The organism is Nonomuraea sp. NPDC052129, assembly GCF_040680095.1.
Taxonomy (GTDB): domain Bacteria; phylum Actinomycetota; class Actinomycetes; order Streptosporangiales; family Streptosporangiaceae; genus Nonomuraea.
Genome location: NZ_JBFAVX010000013.1, coordinates 203,668 through 221,613, shown reverse-complemented (window position 1 = coordinate 221,613; position 17,946 = coordinate 203,668). Strand labels below are relative to the sequence as shown.

Sequence of the window (17,946 nt, the reverse complement as noted above, 5' to 3'; positions counted from 1 at the left end):
CGAGTGGGCGTTAATGTCTCGTAGGCGAACACCAGGAGAGAGGTCAGGCGACGTGGCGCGGCACGAGCGGTGGGTGATGCTGACCACTCTCGCCATGCTCCAGGTGCTGACCATCGTCATCGGCCTCTATGCGATGACCAATGACTTCAGCCTGGGCGCGCTGACGAGGGGATCGTCACCGACCGAGCCGACACCGTCTCCTCAAGGGTCTCCCCCCGTCTCCGTGGTCACCGCGGGGCCGGTGCTGGCCCAACTCCAGGTGAGGGCCGGAGACGGACCTCTCACTACTAAGCGTACTTTGACCCAGCAGCTCACCCGCGCCCTGGGTGACGAAGCGCTGGGCGCTCGGGTGGGCGCGGTGGTCCTCGACGCCGCCACCGGCGAGCAGGTATTCGCCGCCAACCCCGACATCGGCATCACTCCCGCCTCCACCACAAAGTTGGTCACCTGCACGGCCGCGCTGGCCGCGCTCGGCCCCGACACCCGTCTGTCCACCCGGGTGACGCAGGGCCAGTCGGCCAACTCGATCGTGCTGGTGGGCGGCGGGGATCCGACGCTCGCCGGGCCGTCGGCCAAGTCCCTGACCTATCCCAAGCAGGCGTCGCTCGCCACGCTCGCCTCACGCACCGCCGCCGCGCTCAAGGCCAAGGGCGTCACCAAGGTCACGCTCTCCTACGACGCCTCCCTGTTCACCGGTTCCACGCTGGCGCCCGGGTGGAAGCCGGGCTACGTGCCCGACGGCGAGGTGGCGCCGGTCTACGCGCTGGCCATCGACGAGGGGCGGCGCGACCCCTCCGCGAGGCAGCCGCGCGTGTCCAACCCGCCGCAGTACGCCGCCGCCGCGTTCGCCCGGCTCCTGACCAAGTACGGCGTGGGCGTCGCCAAGTCCGTACGACCGGGCAAGGCGCCCGCCGGGGCCGCCGAGCTCGGCCGGGTCGACTCGGCGCCGCTCTACGCGCTGGTCGAGCACACGCTGACGCTCAGCGACAACGACCTGGCCGAGGCGCTGGCCAGGCACGTCGCCATCAAGGAAGGGCAGCCGGCGTCCTTCGAAGGCGTGGCCAAGGCCGTGGTCGGGGTGCTGCAACGGCTCGGCGCGGCCAAGGGCGTACAGGTCTTCGACGGCAGCGGCCTGTCCGCGCGCAACCGCATCAGCGCCGACGCGATGGCCCGGGTCATCGCGGTCGCCTCCGCCGCGTCCCACCCCGACCTGCATCCGATCGCCTCCGGCATGCCGATCGCCGGGTTCTCCGGCACCCTGGGCAACGGCAGACGCTTCACCGGCGGCGACAGCAAGGGCCAGGTCGGCCTCGTACGTGCCAAGACCGGCACCCTCAACAACGTCAACACCCTCGCTGGCATGGCCACCACCAAGGAAGGGCGCCTGGTCACTTTCGCCTTCCTGGCCGACCGCGTCCCGAGCACCGCCGAGCCGGTGCTGGACCGACTCGCCGCCATCGTCGCGCGTTCCTAACGCTGTGTTGATTGCGGGTCTTCGGTGTTATGGCGATCCTGCGGATCGCGGCTCAGTCGCTGGGAGCCGGTGTCTTCCGATCGTCGGTCAGTCGCTTCGCTCCCTCCTCACTCCAGACACCGGCGCTTCTTCGCTGTGTTGATGGCGATCCTGCGGATCGCGGCTCAGTCGCTGGGAGCCGGTGTCTTCCGATCGTCGGTCAGTCGCTTCGCTCCCTCCCTCCTCACTCCAGACACCGGCGCTTCTTCGCGGGCCAGACAAGAACCACGTACGGTGGACGGTATGCAGGTGATCGACTGGGATCTGGCCGTCACGACCGGCACGCGCCTGGTGCGCCCCGGTCCTCAGGTGAGCCGGGAGGAGGCCAGGCAGGCCGTCACCGAGCTCCGAGCGCTGTCGCGTGAGGCCGAGGGGCACGTACGCGAGTTCACCAAGATTCACACTGAGACCGCGCCACAGGCGGCGACCATCGTCGACCGTCCCGGCTGGATCAAGGCCAACGTCGAGGGCTTCCGCGTGGTGCTCGAACCGCTCACGGAGCGGGTCGCCGCCGGAGCCAACCCGCCGCCGGCGATCGTCACGGCCGTGGGCTCCCGCATCACTGGCGTCGAGGTGGGCGCGGTGCTCGCCTTCCTCGCCTCGCGGGTGCTCGGCCAATATGAGCTGTTCCTGCCGCCGGACCCGACGGGCCACGAGCCGGCGGGGCGTCTGACCCTCGTCGCGCCCAACATCGTGCACGCCGAGCGCGAGATGAACGTCGACCCGCATGACTTCCGCCTCTGGGTGTGCCTGCATGAGGAGACCCACCGCGTGCAGTTCACCGGGGTGCCGTGGCTGCGCGAATACATCCGTTCGCAGATGACCGAGTTCCTGCTGGCCTCCGACCTCGATCTGGGCACGCTGCTGGAGCGGCTGCGCACCGCCGCCGACACGGTGGCCGACGTGGTGCGCGGCGGCGAGGGCAACCTCATCGACGCCATCCAGTCGCCCGGCCAGAAGGAGATCCTCGACCGGCTCACGGCCGTGATGACGCTGGTCGAAGGGCACGGCGACTACGTCATGGACGCCGTCGGCCCCTCGGTGGTGCCGTCGGTGGCCGACATCCGCGCCAAGTTCGCCCACCGCCGCGAGGGCGGCTCGCGCCTCGACCGCACGGTCCGGCGGCTGCTGGGCATCGAGGTCAAGATGAAGCAGTACGCCGAGGGCTCGGCCTTCGTCCGCGCGGTGGTGGACCAGGTCGGCATGGACGGCTTCAACCGCGTCTGGACCTCGCCCGAGACCCTGCCGACGACACCCGAGATCACCGACCCCAGCGCCTGGGTACGCCGCGTCATCGGCAGCAACGCCCTGCCCGCCTGACTCGTCATGGGCCCGCACCCGGCCGTCGCGGACGTCCGAAGGGCCGTCCGTGAGGCGCTGGCCGACGTCGGTGACGGCGCGCTCGTGCTGGCGGCGTGCAGCGGGGGAGCCGACTCCCTCGCACTCGCCGCCGCGCTCGGCTTCGTCGCGCCGCGCGCGGGCCTGAAGGCCGGGCTGCTGACGGTGGACCACCAGCTCCAGGAGGGTTCCGCCGCCCGCGCCGAGACGGTGGCCGCGCTGGCTCCGGCCCTGGGCCTCGACCAGGCGGAGATCCTCACCGTCGACGTCGGCACATCCGGCGGCCCGGAGGCGGCGGCCAGAGACGCCCGCTACGCCGCGCTCGCCGAGGCGGCCGACCGGCTGCAGGCCGCGACCGTGCTGCTCGGCCACACCAGGGACGACCAGGCTGAGACGGTGCTGCTCGGCCTGGCCAGGGGGAGCGGGCTCAGATCGCTGTCCGGCATGGCCCCGGTGACCGGCCGCTACCGCAGGCCGCTGCTGTCCCTCTCCCGTGCCACCACCGTCGCCGCTTGCGCGGCGCTCGGCCTCAGCCCTTGGGACGATCCGCACAACGAGGATCCCCGCTACACCCGCGTACGGGTACGGACCAGGGTGCTCCCGCTGCTGGAGTCGGAGCTGGGGCCCGGCGTGGCCGACGCGCTCGCCAGGACCGCCGATCTTGCCCGGGACGACGCCGACGCCCTTGACGAATGGGCCGACACGGCCTATCAGAATTGCGCTCTAAGCGATATCACCGGTTCGGTGACGCTGTCCGTACCCGAGCTGGAACGCCTCCCAGACGCCGTCAGGCGGCGGGTCCTCCGGCGGGCGGCCATCGCGGCGGGAACGCCGTCCGGAGCCCTCTCCGCGACCCACGTGCGCGCCGTCGACCGGCTCATCACGGCGTGGCGCGGGCAGAAGGCCGTGGATCTACCCGGGGGTCTGGCCGCTGTGCGGCGGTATGACACCCTGATACTCGCCATCAGTCCCATCCCGTAAGGAACCACAGGTGGACGCTGCCGATATGGGCAAGGACCTCGAGAAAGTCCTGATTCCCCAGGACGAGCTCCAGGCCAAGGTGAAAGAGCTTGCCGGGCGGATCGACGCCGACTACGCGGGCGCGGAGCTCCTGCTCGTGGGCGTGTTGAAGGGCGCGGTCATGGTGATGGCCGACCTGGCCAGGGCGTTGCACGTGCCCGTCCAGATGGACTGGATGGCCGTGTCGTCCTACGGCGCGGGCACCAAGTCGTCCGGTGTCGTGCGGGTGCTGAAGGACCTCGACACCGACATCATGGGCCGCCACGTGCTGATCGTCGAGGACATCATCGACTCGGGGCTGACCCTCCACTGGCTGCTGGAAAACCTCAAGTCGCGCAACCCGGCCTCGCTGGAGATCTGCGCCGCACTGCGCAAGCCCGACGCGGTCAAGGTGCCGATCGACGTCAAGTACGTCGGCTTCGACATCCCCAACGAGTTCGTCATCGGCTACGGCCTCGACTACGCGGAGCGTTACCGCAATCTCCCCTTCATCGGCACCTTGGCTCCCCATGTTTACAAGTAGCCGCCGGGAACACCGCGCCACCTGACGTACGTTGGTAGGGCAAGACCGGTGTAGCGGGCGGTCCCTCCGCGCGCTTCCCCGGTGTACCTTCTGACTCCGGGAGGGTGACCAAGCGTCCCCTTCGGGTAGTCAGAAGTCGCGGCGTCGGATGCCGCGGCCCCGGGAATTCCCGGGGTTCCAGGCCATGGTCAGGAAGGGACGGGCCCGCAAGGGGTTCCGCATCGGATGGATCTCAAGCGATTTACACGTGGGCCACTGCTGTGGATCCTGGGCATCGTCGTGCTGCTCCTGCTCGTCACCCAGCTCTGGAGCGGCGGCGGCAACTTCAAGCAGGCCGACACGTCCACAGTCCTCCAGCAGATTCGCACCGGCAATGTAAGCAACGCCAAGATTGTTGACAAGGATCAGCGCATCGAGCTGACGCTGATCAAGCCGATCTCGGTCAAGCCGGGTGACACGGCGACCAACATGATCCAGTCTGACTGGGTCGCCGGCTACGGGCCGAAGCTGACCGAAGAGCTGCAGGCGCAGGTTCAGGCGGGCACGACCAAGAGCTTCACCACCGAGGTGCCTCAGGAGAACTTCCTGGTCAGCATCCTGGTGAGCTTCCTGCCGATCGTCTTCATCGTCCTCATCTTCCTGTTCATCATGAACCAGATGCAGGGCGGCGGCTCGCGGGTCATGAGCTTCGGCAAGTCCAAGGCGAAGCTGATCACCAAGGACACCCCCAAGACCACCTTCTCCGACGTCGCGGGCGCCGATGAGGCCATCGAGGAGCTCCAGGAGATCAAGGAGTTCCTGCAGGCCCCGGCCAAGTTCCAGGCGATCGGGGCGAAGATCCCCAAGGGCGTGCTGCTGTACGGCCCGCCCGGCACCGGCAAGACGCTGCTCGCCCGCGCGGTCGCGGGTGAGGCCGGCGTGCCGTTCTACTCGATCTCCGGCTCCGACTTCGTCGAGATGTTCGTCGGCGTCGGCGCCTCGCGAGTCCGCGACCTGTTCGAGCAGGCCAAGGCCAACGCGCCGGCGATCATCTTCATCGACGAGATCGACGCCGTCGGCCGGCACCGCGGCGCGGGCCTGGGCGGCGGTCACGACGAGCGCGAGCAGACGCTCAACCAGCTGCTCGTCGAGATGGACGGCTTCGACGTCAAGGGCGGCGTGATCCTCATCGCCGCGACCAACCGGCCCGACATCCTCGACCCGGCGCTGCTGCGTCCGGGCCGATTCGACCGCCAGGTCACCGTCGACCGCCCCGACCTGGAGGGCCGCAAGGGCATCCTCAGGGTCCACGGTCGCGGCAAGCCGTTCGAGCCGGCGGTAGACCTCGACGTCATCGCCCGTCGCACGCCCGGCTTCACCGGTGCCGACCTGGCCAACGTGATCAACGAGGCGGCGCTGCTCACCGCGCGCGCCGACAAGAAGCTGATCTCGATGGACATCCTCGAGGAGTCGATCGACCGCGTCATGGCAGGACCCGAGCGCAAGTCGCGGGTCATGTCCGACAAGGAAAAGAAGATGATCGCCTACCACGAGGGCGGTCACGCGCTGGTGGCGCACGCGCTGCCCAACTCTGACCCGGTCCACAAGATCACGATCCTGTCCCGTGGCCGCGCCCTGGGTTACACCATGACGCTGCCGATGGAGGACAAGTTCCTGGCCACCAGGTCCGAGATGATGGACCAGCTCGCGATGCTGATCGGCGGTCGCGCGGCGGAGGAGCTCGTCTTCCACGAGCCCACCACCGGCGCCTCCAACGACATCGAGAAGGCCACGGCGGTCGCCCGCCGCATGGTGACCGAATACGGCATGAGCGAGCAGCTCGGCGCCCGTAAGTTCGGCTCCGGCCAGGCCGAGGTCTTCCTGGGCCGCGAGATGGGCCACGAGCGCGACTACTCCGAGAAGATCGCTTCGACGATCGACGAGGAAGTCCGCCGGATGATCGAGACGGCGCACGACCAGGCGTGGGACATCCTGGTCGAATACCGCGACGTGCTCGACAACCTGGTGCTGCAGCTCATGGAGAAGGAGACGCTCTCCCGCGACCAGGTGCTGGAGGTCTTCGCCTCGGTCGTGGTCAAGGAGCACCGCCCGTCCTACGCGGGCTACGGCAAGCGGCTCCCCTCGGACCGCCCGCCGATCCTGACCCCGAAGGAGCAGTCGGCCAACGGCTCGCTCACCGCCAGTCACCAGGACGCGCTGCCCTCTGGAGACAGTGCGTGAGTTCGCAAGACGTAGACCTGGGCCGGATCGAGAAGGCCGTCCGCGAGATCCTCTACGCCATCGGCGAGGATCCCGACCGTGACGGCCTGCTCGACACGCCCTCGCGGGTGGCCCGGGCCTACGCCGAGCAGTTCTCCGGCCTCGGACAGACGCCGGAGAGCGTGCTCAACAAGGTCTTCGACGTCGACCACGACGAGATGGTGCTCGTCAGGGACATCGAGGTCTACTCCACCTGCGAGCACCACCTGGTGCCCTTCCACGGGGTGGCCCACGTGGGCTACATCCCCAACGAGCGCGGTCAGGTGACCGGGCTGTCCAAGCTGGCCCGCCTGGTGGACGTCTTCGCCCGCCGCCCGCAGGTGCAGGAGCGGATGACCTCGCAGATCGCCGACGCGCTGATGCGCGTTCTGGAGCCGCGCGGGGTGATCGTGGTGGTGGAGTGTGAGCACCTCTGCATGACCATGCGTGGTGTCCGCAAGCCGGGCGCGAAGACGGTGACCTCGGCGGTGCGCGGAGATTTCCGTACGAGCGACAAGACCCGCGCCGAGGCGATGGCGCTGATCCTGCACCGATAAGCACCGGCCGGTCGGCCTAGGGCACTGACCCCGCACCGACAGGCAGGAGTCAGCGAGCCGATGATGTTGGCCCTGCCCTGATAAGCACCAGTCGGCGAGCCTATGGCACTGATCGGATTGTTATTTGCGTGTGGGCACCCTCCACAGACCCCATCAACCATGACCGCCTAGGCTTGGGGCATGGTTGTCGGAGCAGAGGCGCGGTGCCTCGTCATGGGCGTGGTCAACGTCACGCCGGACTCGTTCTCCGACGGGGGCCTGTGGTTCGACGAGGCGGCCGCTATCCGGCACGGACTGGAGCTGGTCGGTGAGGGGGCCGACATCGTCGACGTGGGTGGCGAGTCCACCCGCCCCGGCGCCGCCAGAGTGCCGCTCGACGAGGAGCTGGCCCGCGTCGTGCCGGTGATCAGCGCGCTCAGCGCCGAGGGAGTGGCGGTCAGCGTCGACACCATGCGGGCCGAGGTCGCCAAGGCGGCGGTGGAGGCGGGGGCGAGGCTGGTCAACGACGTGAGCGGCGGCCTGGCCGATCCCGAGATGCCGCGCGTGGTGGCCGCCACCGGCGTCGACTACGTGGTGATGCACTGGCGCGGCCACAGCCATGACATGGACCGCCGGGCCGTCTACGACGACGTCGTGACCGAGGTGCGCGAGGAGCTCGCCAAGCGGGTCGACCTGGTGCTGGCCGAGGGCGTGTCCGAGGAGCAGATCGTGCTCGACCCCGGGCTGGGCTTCGCGAAGAACCCCGCGCACAACTGGGAGCTGCTCGCCGGGATGGGGGAGCTGGCCGAGCTCGGCTATCCGCTGCTGATCGGGGCCTCGCGCAAGCGGTTCCTGGGGCGGCTGCTCGCCGACGCCGACGGCACGCCGCGCCCGTTCAGCGGCAGTGACGACGCCACGGTGGCCGTGACGGCGCTGGCCGCGCACGCCGGTGCCTGGTGCGTACGAGTGCACGAAGTAGGTCCCAATGCCGATGCCGTGCGCGTGGCCGCCGCATGGAAGAGACCCGGAGCCAACACATGAGTGTCGACACCGCCGCGATCGAGACGGTCAACCAGGACTTCTATCTCGCGATCGAGGACGCCAACCTCGACAAGATGACCGAGATCTGGGCCGAGGACTCCGCCGATGAGCAGGTCAGCTGCGTACATCCAGGCTGGACCCTGCTCTCGGGGCGGTCCGAGGTGCTGCGCTCCTGGGCGCTCATCATGGCCAACACCACCTACATCCAGTTCGTGCTGACCGATGTCAACACCACCGTGCTGGGTGACGTGGCCGTGCTCACCTGCGTCGAGAACATCCTCACCGCCGGCGAGGAGGGCGAGTCCAGCTTCGCCGCCGGCAAGGTGGTGGCCAGTAACGTCTACGTGCGCACGGCGCAGGGCTGGCGGCTGTGGATGCATCACGGTTCGCCGGTGCTCCAGGGTGACGACGACGAGGAGGAAGGCGAGCTTGAGGTCTGATCGCATCGCGCTGAAGGGCCTGCGGGCCCGGGGCCGGCACGGCGTGCTGGCGGCCGAGCGCGAGCTCGGGCAGGAGTTCGTGGTCGACGCGACGCTGTTCCTCGACACCGCCCCCGCCGCCGCCTCCGACGACCTCGGCAAGACGGTCCACTACGGCGAGCTCGCCCAGGCGCTGGTCGCCGTGGTGGAAGGCGAGCCGGTCGAACTGATCGAGACGCTCGCGCAGCGCCTCGCCGACGTGTGCCTGGCCGCCGGCCTGGTGGAGTCGGTCGAGGTGAGTGTGCACAAGCCCGCGGCACCGATCCCGCTGCCGTTCGACGACGTGGTCGTCACCATCCAACGGAGTCGCGAATGAACTTTGGTGAGCAGTAGGTGAGCAGAACGTGGTGAGCAGTAGGTGAGCGAGAGGAGTAGCACGTGAACGTCGTACTGTCTCTCGGTAGCAATCTCGGACGGCGCTTCCAGACCTTGCAGGACGCCATCGACACCCTTTTCGACGCACCGGGGCTGGAGTTCGTCGCTAGCTCGCCCGTCTATGAGACCGACCCGGTCGGCGGTCCCGCCGGGCAGCGCCCCTACCTCAACGCGATCGTCATCGCCGAGACCTCGCTCCAACCGCAGGCGCTGCTGGAGCGGGCGCAGGGCGTCGAGAACGCCTTCGGGCGGGAGCGCAACGAACGCTGGGGTCCGCGCACGCTCGACATCGACCTGATCGTCGTGGGCGACACGGTCTCCGACGACCCCGACCTGACGCTGCCGCACCCGCTCGCGCACGAGCGGGCCTTCGTCCTCGTCCCGTGGGCGGATGTGGACCCCGCCGGCGTGCTGCCCGGCCAGGGGCAGGTCGCCGACCTGCTCACAGATCTCGACCAGAGCGGCGTACGGCTGCGTGCTGACCTCAAGCTCCAGAGTCCGGATTGAGGCCCACTCGCCCCGGCCTGCTGGTCGGCATCATCGTCGTCGTGGCGCTGATCGCCTGGATGGTGGTCAGGGAGTTCTACGCCGACCTGCCCATCGTGCCGTGGACCGCCATCCCCACCGTCCTGCTGCTGGCCCTCGGAGAGGCCTACAGCGGGTGGGTGACGAAGGCCCGGATCGACCGCAAGCCTGACACCAAGCCGGTCGAGCCGCTGGCGGTGGCCCGGCTGGCGGCCTTGGGCAAGGCGTCGGCTTATGTGGGCGCGGTGTTCGCGGGCGTCTTCGGTGGGTTCGTCTTGCACACGGTTCAGCTGTTCACCAGGGAGACGCCGAGGTTCGAGTTCTTCATCGCGGTGGGCTCACTGCTGGCGTTCGTGGTGCTGATCGCCGCCGCCCTCTTCCTGGAACACGCCTGCCGCATCCCGAAGGACCCGGAGGATCAGCGGCCCAGGTAGATGCCGCCGCGAATCACCAGGTGGCCGCTTCCTCGGACAGGTCCTCGTCGGCCAGACGTGCGGCGTCGGCGCGGGCCCGCGTGAGCCAGACCTCCCGTTCGAGCAGGCGGAGCGCGCGCCGGATCACGTCACTCGGTCGCTCGCCCTCCCGCATGGCGGCCCGGATGATGCGCTCATCCTCCGCAGTAGCCAGGAACCCGATGTCAGCCGTCATGGGCCCAAGCTAGCGGCCATGGTCAACTTTTGTCAGGCACTTGTTCGGCAGGGGCTCGTTTGCGGCCGAAGAGGTAGATGACCGGGAGGGTGCAGATCAGCGGGCCCAGGATGGCGAGCGGGCGTTCGAGCCACCATCTGAGGTCCGGTGGCACCTCGCCGCCGAGCGTGCCGAAGAACCACCACAGCAGGCCCAGCGCGATCGCCATGCCCGTGGTGTGGAAGAGGAACAGCGGCAGGGCGTAGCGGTTGATGGTGCCGTTGACCCGGCGCCACCCGGGCTTCTCCAGGACGCGCTCCATCGACGGCCGCAACACCTCCACCAGGCCGATCTGGAAGAGCAGCAGCGCCACGATGACGAAGGTGGGCGGCGCCATGTTCGACCACTTGTCACCCGGCACCCCGACCATCGAGCCCGGGTAGATGCCCGAGTAGACCAGGCCGAACAGGGCGAACAGCCCGGTCCACAGGACCCCCACGTCATAGCGCCTGGGCAGGATGACGATCCGGTCGTAGAAGAAGCCGGCCTGGTGGGCCAGCCCCCAGACGATGATCATGTTCAGCCAGCCGACCCACTCGACGCCGTACCGGAAGCGGACCACGTCGATCACCAGGGCGGCGCCGCCCAGCCAGATGAGCGCCAGCACGTCGTAGTGGCGGTGCAGCCACAACGCCACGGGCAGCAGCGCGATCAGCACCAGGTAGACGCCGAGGAACCAGAGCGGGCTGAGCACGAGCAGTACCACCCGCCACATCCACTCGACGTGGAACACCCAGGTCACGACCGCGCCGATGGTGATCCACACGCCCGACAGCACGAGCGCGGGGGCGGCCAGCGCGCGGATGCGCCGCCAGACGAACCGGCCGATGCCGATGCCGCGGGCCTGGGCGCGGCTCCACGACAGCAGGTGGACGTGGCCGCCGACGTAGAAGAAGAGCGGCAGCACCTGAAGCAGCCAGGTGAGTATCCACAGCCCCGAGGTGAAGCCGAGCGGGCTGGTCGGTTCGGGGCCGTTGGGCTTCCACTGCAGGATGGTGAACGCCCAGTGCCACACCACCACCACGATCAGACTGAGAGCGCGCAGCCAGTCGACGTATTTGTCCCGCTGCGGAGTCGCGACGTCGGTCACTTGTCGATGTCACCCACGACGAAGAACATCGAGCCGAGGATCGCCACCATGTCGGCCACCAGATGGCCGGGCAGCATCTCCCGGAGCACCTGGATGTTGCTGTAAGACGCGGAGCGCAGCTTGAGCCGCCATGGAGTCTTGTCCCCCTTGGACACGAGGTAGTAGCCGTTGATGCCGAGCGGGTTCTCGGTCCAGGCGTACGTGTGGCCCTCCGGCACTTTGAGCACCTTGGGCAGTCGCTGGTTGATGGGGCCCGGCGGCAGCGAGCGCAGCCGGTCGACGCACGCGTCGGCCAGGTCCAGAGAGACCTTGAGCTGGTCGAGCAGGATCTCGAAGCGGGCGTGGCAGTCGCCCGCGCCGCGCGTGACCACCTTCACCGGCAGCTCGGGATAGGCCAGGTACGGCTGGTCGCGCCGCAGGTCGAGGTCGACGCCGGAGGCGCGGGCGATGGGGCCGCTCACGCCGTACTGCAGGATCTGCTCGCGGGTCAGGACGCCGACGCCCTTGGTACGGGCCAGGAAGATCTCGTTGTTGAGGATGAGATTCTCGATGTCGGGCACCCGGCGCCGGGTCTCGGCGACGGTCTCCGACACCCGGTCCAGCCAGCCGTACGGCAGGTCCTCCTTCAGCCCGCCGACCCGGTTGAACATGTAGTGCATCCGGCCGCCGGAGATCTCCTCCATCACGGCCTGGATGCGCTCGCGCTCGTTGAAGGCGTAGAAGATGGGCGTGATCGCGCCCAGCTCCAGCGGGTACGAGCCGAGGAACATCAGGTGGCTCAGCACCCGGTTGAGCTCGGCCAGCAGCGTGCGTGCCCACACGGCCCGTACCGGCACCTCCATGCCCAGCATGCGCTCGGCGGCCAGCACCACGCCCAGCTCGTTGGCGAACCCGGCCAGCCAGTCGTGCCTGTTGGCCAGCATGATGATCTGCCGGTAGTCGCGGACCTCGAACAGCTTCTCCGCGCCCCGGTGCATATAGCCGATGATCGGCTCGGCCGTGGCGATGCGCTCACCGTCGAGGGTGAGCCGCAGCCTGAGCACTCCGTGCGTCGACGGGTGCTGCGGGCCGATGTTGAGGATCATGTCCTCGGTGGCCAGCTCTTTCGCCCCGACGCCGATCCCGACCACGCGTTCCGTCATATGGCAATGCTGCCACCGGCAGTCGTGGTGATCCAGCACAGGAAGAGGTCAAGGAACCCTATATCGGTGCATTCCGCCCACTGGACAGGGGAGGAACATCGGGAACGGGGGGAGAAAACCGTGCAAAGAATTCTTTTCGATCTTGCCGCTCTGATCTCGCGGGTGGCGATCGGCGTGATCTTCGTGACCCACGGGTGGCAGAAGATGCAGATCGGGGTGCCGGTCACGGCCGCCGCCTTCAACCAGATGGGGATTCCGCTGCCGCAGCTCTCGGCCGGGTTCGCCATCCTCGTCGAGACCGTCGGCGGGGTCCTGCTCATCATCGGCCTGCTGGTCCGGCTGGCGGCCCTCGGGCTGGTGGTCGACATGCTGGGCGCGATCATCTTCGTCCACGGCGCCCACGGCGTCCTGATCCAGAACGGCGGCTGGGAGCTCGCCGGCGCGCTGGCCGTGGCCTGCCTGCTGCTCGTGGCGGTGGGCGGGGGCCGGCTCGGCATCGACGGCATCCTGCACAACAGCTACCGGCGGCGCGCCGAGCGCCGCGCGGCCGAGCAGGATCTCGCCGGCCACGCGCCGGCCACCTCCATCAGGCCGGAGGCCCCATCGGAGGCGGACACCGCCCCCAGGCCGGTGCCACCGACCGCCAGGGACGGTGACATGCGCAACGTCGACGAGCCATCGCGCGGACGTTCGCCGAGCGCCTGACCTCAGCCCGCCGCGTGAAGGTTCGCCATCGCGCGACGTCAGCGAGCGGCGGCTGTCGTGCCGCGTCCGTGACCTCAGCGGGCGGCGAGGTCGCGGAGGGCGTCTACGAGGCGGTCCACGTGCTCCTCCGTGGTGCCGATGCCGATCGAGGCGCGGACCGCGGACGCCGTGTCGTCCTCGCAGCCGCCGTCCGAGGTGCCGAGCAGGTGCCGGACGAACGGGTGCGCGCAGAACTTGCCGTCACGTACGCCGATCCCGTACTCGCCCGACAGCACCTCTGCCACCTCGCGCGCCGAGTGCCCGTCCACGACGAACGAGACGATGCCCACGCGCGGCTGGTCCGGCCCCCAGAGCGACAGCTCGCGCACGCCCTCGATCGCGGCCAGTCCGGACCGGAGCCGGGCGATGAGTCGCTCCTCCTCGCGCACCAGAGCGGTCCAGCCGGTCGCGCTGAGCGCGTCGCAGGCGGCGGCCACGGCGATGGCGCCCAGGACGTTCGGGGTGCCCGCCTCGTGACGAGGTTCGGCGTCCTCGTGCCACTCGATGTCCTCGTCGACGGACCGTACGGCGCCGCCGCCCTTGAGGTACGGCTCGCCGGAGGAGAGCCAGTCACGGCGGCCGACCAGCACCCCGGCCCCGAAGGGCGCGTAGAGCTTGTGCCCGGAGAAGGCGACGTAGTCGATGTCGAGCGCGGTCAGGTTGAGCCGCCGGTGCGGCACCAGCTGGGCGGCGTCCACCAGGATCCGGGCTCCGTGGCGGTGCGCGATGTGCGCCAGGGCGGCGATCGGCCAGAGCTCGCCGGTGACGTTCGAGGCGGCGGTGACCACGAGCAGCTTGGGGCCGTCGATCCCGGCCAGGGCCTCGTCGGCGGCGCGGACGGCCTCGCCGGGGAAGGCGGGCGGCGCCAGGCGTACGGACCGCTTCCAGGGCAGCAGCGAGGCGTGGTGCTCGGTGTCGAAGACGACCGCGGTCGTGCCCTCGGGCAGGCAGCGGGCCAGCAGGTTCGTCGCGTCGGTGGTGTTGCGGGTGAAGATCACGGCGTCGTCGGGGCGGGCGCCGACGAAGGCCCTGACCGTGTGGCGGGCCTGCTCGTAGCGGGCGGTGGTGAGCTGGGAGGCGTAGCCCGCGCCGCGGTGCACGCTGGAGTAGGCCGGGAGCGCGGCGGTGACGGCGGCACTGACCGGCTCCAGACAGGGGGCGCTCGCCGCGTAGTCGAGGTTGGCGTACGTCACCAGCCTGCCGCCCTTGACCGGCACTTCCAGATCGGCGCCCAGTACGGCGGGGATCGGACGGGCGCGCTCGGCAGCCGGCGCGTCGGTGGCCTGAGCGGGCAGGGAGCTGAAGATCGTCAACGTGGACACGGCGAACCTCCTGGGGTCATCGGACCCCCGGAACACCCAGCGAGCCCGCGCTTGCCCACCACACCTCGTGGCGGACCAGGTCTTCACCCGGGGCACCCCGCCGCGGACGCGAGGGTTGCCGGCCAGCAAGCCGGGGCTGTGCGCTGGCACTCATGACCTACATCCGCACTATAACCGACACCCGGCCATGAATCGCAACCGCGAACTTATGCGGCCCCTGCCTCGTTGGTAACTGAAACCCCTGCTGTGAGGAGTACCTAATGCTGGACTGGGTGGCCGACCCTCAGATCTGGATCGGGTTTTTCACCCTGGTCGCACTTGAGATCGTCCTTGGTATCGACAACATCATCTTCATCTCCATCCTGGCCGGGAAGCTGCCGCCGGAGCAGCGCGACAGAGCCCGGGTCATGGGCCTGGGCGCGGCGCTGATCAGCCGGCTGCTCCTGCTGCTGGCGCTGTCGTGGGTGGTGCGGCTGACCGAGCCGCTGTTCGCGGTCTTCGGTTACGAGATATCCGGGCGCGACCTGATCCTGCTGCTGGGCGGCCTGTTCCTGCTGGCCAAGAGCGTCACCGAGATCGGGCACAGCATGGAGCTGAAGGAGGAGGACGGCAAGACGCGGGCCGTCACGTCGTTCACCTCGGTGATCGTGCAGATCATGGTGCTGGACGTGGTGTTCTCGCTCGACTCGGTGATCACCGCCGTGGGCATGGTGGACGAGCTCGGCGTGATGATCGCCGCGGTGATCGTGGCGGTGCTGGTCATGCTGTTCGCGTCCGGGCCGATCAGCAGGTTCGTGGACAAGCATCCGAGCATCAAGATGCTGGCTCTGGCGTTCCTGGTGCTGATCGGGGTGGTGCTCATCGCCGAAGGGCTCGGCCAGCACATCCCCAAGGGCTACATCTACTTCGCGATGGCGTTCTCGGTGATCGTGGAGCTGCTCAACATCCGGATGCGGAGCAGGCACGCCAAGCAAGCCTCCTCATAAGATGAAAAAGTGCGATTCGATCCCTGGAATCCGGATTTTGTTGCCTATCCCTACGGCGCGTACGCGGAGCTGAGGCGTGACGCCCCCGTCAGCTACTTCGAGCCGACGGGGCAGTGGCTGATCTCCCGGCACGCGGACGTGAACGCGCTGCTCAGAGACCGTCGTCTGGGCCGCTCCTACCTCCACGTGGCCACGCACGAGGAGTTCGGCAGGCCGGAGGAGCCGGCGTTCCAGGAGCCGTTCTGGCGGGTGACCAGGGCCGGCATGCTCGACGTCGAGCCGCCGGTGCACACCAGGCTGCGCCGGCTGGTCTCCAAGGCGTTCACCCCGCGCATGGTCGAGTCGCTGCGCCCTAGGGTCAGGGCCATCGCCGAAGGGCTGGTCGGGGCGTTCGTCGAGAAGGGCGGCGGCGACCTGATCGCCGAGGTGGCCGAGCCGCTGCCGGTAACCGTCATCGCGGAGATGCTCGGCGTGCCGGAGGCGGACCGGCACCTGTTGCGCCCCTGGTCGGCCGACATCTGCCGGATGTACGAGCTGAACCCGAGCGTGGAGTCGCAGCACGTGGCCGCCAAGGCGGCGGCGGAGTTCGCCGCCTACCTCGCGGACCTGGCCCGCGAGCGGGCCGTCCGGCCGGGCGACGACCTGATCAGCGCGCTCGCGGCGATCGAGGAGCTCACCGAGGACGAGCTGATCGGCACCTGCGTGCTGCTGCTCAACGCCGGTCACGAGGCGACCGTGAACGTGACGGGCAACGGCTGGTGGTCCCTGTTCAGGAACCCCGCCGAGCTGGTACGCCTGCGCGAGGACCGGAGTCTGCTGCCCACGGCCGTCGAGGAGCTGATGCGCTGGGACACGCCGCTACAGATGTTCGAGCGGTGGGTGCTGGAGGACATCGAGGTGCACGGAGTCGAGATCCCGCGCGGGACCGAGGTCGCGCTGCTGTTCGGCTCGGCCAACCGCGACGAGACGGTGTTCGACGACCCTGACCGGCTCGACGTGGGACGGCCGGACAACCCGCACATCTCCTTCGGGGCGGGGATCCACTTCTGCCTGGGAGCGCCGCTGGCCCGCATCGAGCTGATCGAGTCGTTCGGCGCCCTGCTGGAGCGGGCGCCGAAGCTGGAACTCGTCAGCGAGCCGGAATGGAAGCCGGGCTACGTCATCCGCGGCCTGAAGTCCCTCGACCTGACGACGGGCTAGCGCGGCCACCACGACCGCCCGCCGAGTGCCGACGGGTCATCGGCGGTCCTGGACGAGCCAGCCGAAGCCGCCAAGACCCCTCGGGTCGATCAGCTCGCCCTCCTCCGAAGCGCGGGCCAGGGCCCGGAGATAAGCCGTCGGATCGGTGTGCGCGAGGTCGATGGGCGGACGCGTGCCGGTGACCCCCAGAGCCCTTAGCGCATCGCGCTGTGTGGACAAGCCTGTGGATATCGCACCGGCCCGCCGACCGGCCTCCGCGCACGCGTCGAGCGCCACGTGAGCGGTGATGTCGCAGGTGCCGTCGGGGATGGGCGCGACGACCGCACCATCTCGGTAGCCGGTAAGTGTGCCATGGCACGGACGGTTATCCACAGGGTGTGCATAATCGATGGCCACCGCGCGACCCCTCCTGAGACGGGTCACCACGGCCGCCCACGCGGCGTCGCGCGGGCACCCGATCTCCCCGCGCGAGCCGATGCGGCCCAGCGACGGCCACCACCGGTCGAGCCAGGCGCGGTCGGAGTCGGGCACCGGGTCGCCAAGCCGTTCCTCGCCCGTCTCGGTGTCGACCAGAACCAGTCGCGGCCCGTCGGCCGTCTGCTCGGCCACGTCGAGCGGGACGTTGTCCAGCCACTCGTTGGCGATCGCCAGCCCGGTGATGACGGAGGGGATCCGGGGGCGCCAGTCGATGCTCTTGGGCAGGTCGTCGGGTCTGGGCGAGAGGTCGACGGCGGTGATGTTGAGCCTGGCGCGCAGTCCGGGCTCGGCGGCGTCGAGCACGCGGGCCACCAGGGCGCCCTCACCGGCGCCGATGTCGACCAGGTCGATGGTGTCGGGGGCGCCGAGGTCGGCGTCGACCTGGGTGAGCAGGGCCAGAACCGCGTCGGCGAAGGCGGCCGAGGCGCTGACCGACGTACGGAAGTGGCCCGAAGGGCGCTCGCGGAGGTAGAAACCGTCCTCGCCGTACAGCGCGTGCTGCATCGCGGCGCGCCAGGTGAGCCACATGCCCTGGACTATCTCACGAAGTAAGCCCCCCGTAGATCAACGCGGGCGTCGGGTCGTCAACTCGGCGCCCGCCACCACGAGATGAACCCCTCTCTCATCTCTTCCGACAGGGGGTGCACGTTTTGTATGCCCTTGTCCCTTTTGTGGGTAACTCAACATGCGGCAAAGGCCTGGTCACGTAC

19 protein-coding genes and 1 riboswitch are annotated in these 17,946 nt (G+C 69.2%); of the genes, 14 read left to right on the top strand and 5 right to left on the bottom strand.

All coding sequences use genetic code 11. The features are described from left to right. Positions 1-52 precede the first annotated feature (52 nt). The 11 genes from dacB (at position 53) to AB0L53_RS28075 (ending at position 10,022) form a co-directional block, all read left to right on the top strand. Positions 53-1,474 (top strand): D-alanyl-D-alanine carboxypeptidase/D-alanyl-D-alanine-endopeptidase, encoded by a 1,422-nt coding sequence (gene dacB / locus AB0L53_RS28125; RefSeq protein ID WP_363999697.1) that lies wholly within the window; start codon positions 53-55, stop codon positions 1,472-1,474. Positions 1,475-1,756: 282 nt separating this feature from the next. Then, a complete protein-coding gene (locus AB0L53_RS28120; RefSeq protein WP_363999694.1) occupies positions 1,757-2,833 on the top strand; it encodes a zinc-dependent metalloprotease in 1,077 nt (358 codons plus the stop codon). A 6-nt stretch (positions 2,834-2,839) separates the two neighbouring features. Beyond that, the gene (gene tilS, locus AB0L53_RS28115; RefSeq protein ID WP_358533586.1) at positions 2,840-3,832 is read left to right on the top strand and encodes a tRNA lysidine(34) synthetase TilS; all 993 of its coding nucleotides are present in this window, start codon (positions 2,840-2,842) and stop codon (positions 3,830-3,832) included. Between the two features lie 10 nt (positions 3,833-3,842). Further along, entirely contained in the window at positions 3,843-4,394 is a 552-nt protein-coding gene (hpt, locus tag AB0L53_RS28110; RefSeq protein ID WP_363999690.1) for a hypoxanthine phosphoribosyltransferase, read from the top strand. Between the two features lie 225 nt (positions 4,395-4,619). Beyond that, positions 4,620-6,614 (top strand): ATP-dependent zinc metalloprotease FtsH, encoded by a 1,995-nt coding sequence (ftsH, locus tag AB0L53_RS28105; RefSeq protein WP_363999687.1) that lies wholly within the window; start codon positions 4,620-4,622, stop codon positions 6,612-6,614. Further along, a complete protein-coding gene (gene folE / locus AB0L53_RS28100) occupies positions 6,611-7,189 on the top strand; it encodes a GTP cyclohydrolase I FolE (RefSeq protein ID WP_358533581.1) in 579 nt (192 codons plus the stop codon). The genes ftsH and folE overlap by 4 nt, the downstream gene beginning before the upstream one ends. A 213-nt stretch (positions 7,190-7,402) precedes the next feature. Next, positions 7,403-8,209: a dihydropteroate synthase gene (gene folP / locus AB0L53_RS28095; RefSeq protein ID WP_363999841.1), complete on the top strand. Its 807-nt coding sequence runs from the start codon at positions 7,403-7,405 to the stop codon at positions 8,207-8,209. Beyond that, complete coding sequence (locus AB0L53_RS28090) at positions 8,206-8,649, top strand: nuclear transport factor 2 family protein (protein ID WP_214641971.1); 444 nt, start codon at positions 8,206-8,208, stop codon at positions 8,647-8,649. Before folP ends, AB0L53_RS28090 begins: the two co-directional genes overlap by 4 nt. Next, positions 8,639-9,004, top strand: coding sequence for a dihydroneopterin aldolase (folB, locus tag AB0L53_RS28085; RefSeq protein ID WP_357653924.1), 366 nt, complete (start codon positions 8,639-8,641; stop codon positions 9,002-9,004). The genes AB0L53_RS28090 and folB overlap by 11 nt, the downstream gene beginning before the upstream one ends. Before the next feature lie 62 nt (positions 9,005-9,066). Continuing rightward, positions 9,067-9,570 carry a 2-amino-4-hydroxy-6-hydroxymethyldihydropteridine diphosphokinase gene (gene folK / locus AB0L53_RS28080; RefSeq protein ID WP_358533576.1) on the top strand — a complete coding sequence of 168 codons (504 nt, stop codon included), beginning with the start codon at positions 9,067-9,069 and terminating at the stop codon, positions 9,568-9,570. Then, entirely contained in the window at positions 9,567-10,022 is a 456-nt protein-coding gene (locus AB0L53_RS28075) for a DUF3180 domain-containing protein (protein ID WP_363999682.1), read from the top strand. Before folK ends, AB0L53_RS28075 begins: the two co-directional genes overlap by 4 nt. A gap of 13 nt (positions 10,023-10,035) precedes the next feature. Here AB0L53_RS28075 and AB0L53_RS28070 read toward each other — a convergent pair whose 3' ends face one another. The 3 genes from AB0L53_RS28070 to AB0L53_RS28060 are packed head-to-tail and all read right to left on the bottom strand — an operon-like array spanning position 10,036 to position 12,507. Then, positions 10,036-10,236: a hypothetical protein gene (locus AB0L53_RS28070; protein WP_363999679.1), complete on the bottom strand. Its 201-nt coding sequence runs from the start codon at positions 10,234-10,236 to the stop codon at positions 10,036-10,038. A 22-nt stretch (positions 10,237-10,258) separates the two neighbouring features. Beyond that, the gene (locus AB0L53_RS28065; protein WP_363999676.1) at positions 10,259-11,365 is read right to left on the bottom strand and encodes an acyltransferase; all 1,107 of its coding nucleotides are present in this window, start codon (positions 11,363-11,365) and stop codon (positions 10,259-10,261) included. Continuing rightward, entirely contained in the window at positions 11,362-12,507 is a 1,146-nt protein-coding gene (locus tag AB0L53_RS28060; RefSeq protein ID WP_358431142.1) for an NADH-quinone oxidoreductase subunit D, read from the bottom strand. Before AB0L53_RS28060 ends, AB0L53_RS28065 begins: the two co-directional genes overlap by 4 nt. Positions 12,508-12,627: 120 nt before the next feature. Between AB0L53_RS28060 and AB0L53_RS28055 the strand changes: the two genes are divergently transcribed. Further along, complete coding sequence (locus tag AB0L53_RS28055; protein ID WP_363999672.1) at positions 12,628-13,212, top strand: DoxX family protein; 585 nt, start codon at positions 12,628-12,630, stop codon at positions 13,210-13,212. A gap of 74 nt (positions 13,213-13,286) precedes the next feature. Here AB0L53_RS28055 and AB0L53_RS28050 read toward each other — a convergent pair whose 3' ends face one another. After that, positions 13,287-14,546, bottom strand: a complete 1,260-nt coding sequence (locus tag AB0L53_RS28050; RefSeq protein ID WP_363999838.1) for an aminotransferase class V-fold PLP-dependent enzyme — start codon at positions 14,544-14,546, stop codon at positions 13,287-13,289. Positions 14,547-14,615: 69 nt separating this feature from the next. Further along, positions 14,616-14,731: riboswitch (SAM riboswitch) on the bottom strand. 102 nt (positions 14,732-14,833) lie between these two features. Here AB0L53_RS28050 and AB0L53_RS28045 point away from each other — a divergent pair. Beyond that, positions 14,834-15,559 (top strand): TerC family protein, encoded by a 726-nt coding sequence (locus tag AB0L53_RS28045; protein ID WP_363999669.1) that lies wholly within the window; start codon positions 14,834-14,836, stop codon positions 15,557-15,559. Positions 15,560-15,568: 9 nt separating this feature from the next. After that, positions 15,569-16,759, top strand: a complete 1,191-nt coding sequence (locus AB0L53_RS28040; RefSeq protein ID WP_363999666.1) for a cytochrome P450 — start codon at positions 15,569-15,571, stop codon at positions 16,757-16,759. A gap of 36 nt (positions 16,760-16,795) precedes the next feature. Here the strand turns inward: AB0L53_RS28040 and AB0L53_RS28035 are convergent, their stop codons facing one another. After that, on the bottom strand, positions 16,796-17,764 hold the full coding sequence (locus tag AB0L53_RS28035; protein ID WP_363999663.1) for an SAM-dependent methyltransferase: 969 nt from the start codon (positions 17,762-17,764) through the stop codon (positions 16,796-16,798). Positions 17,765-17,946 lie beyond the last annotated feature (182 nt).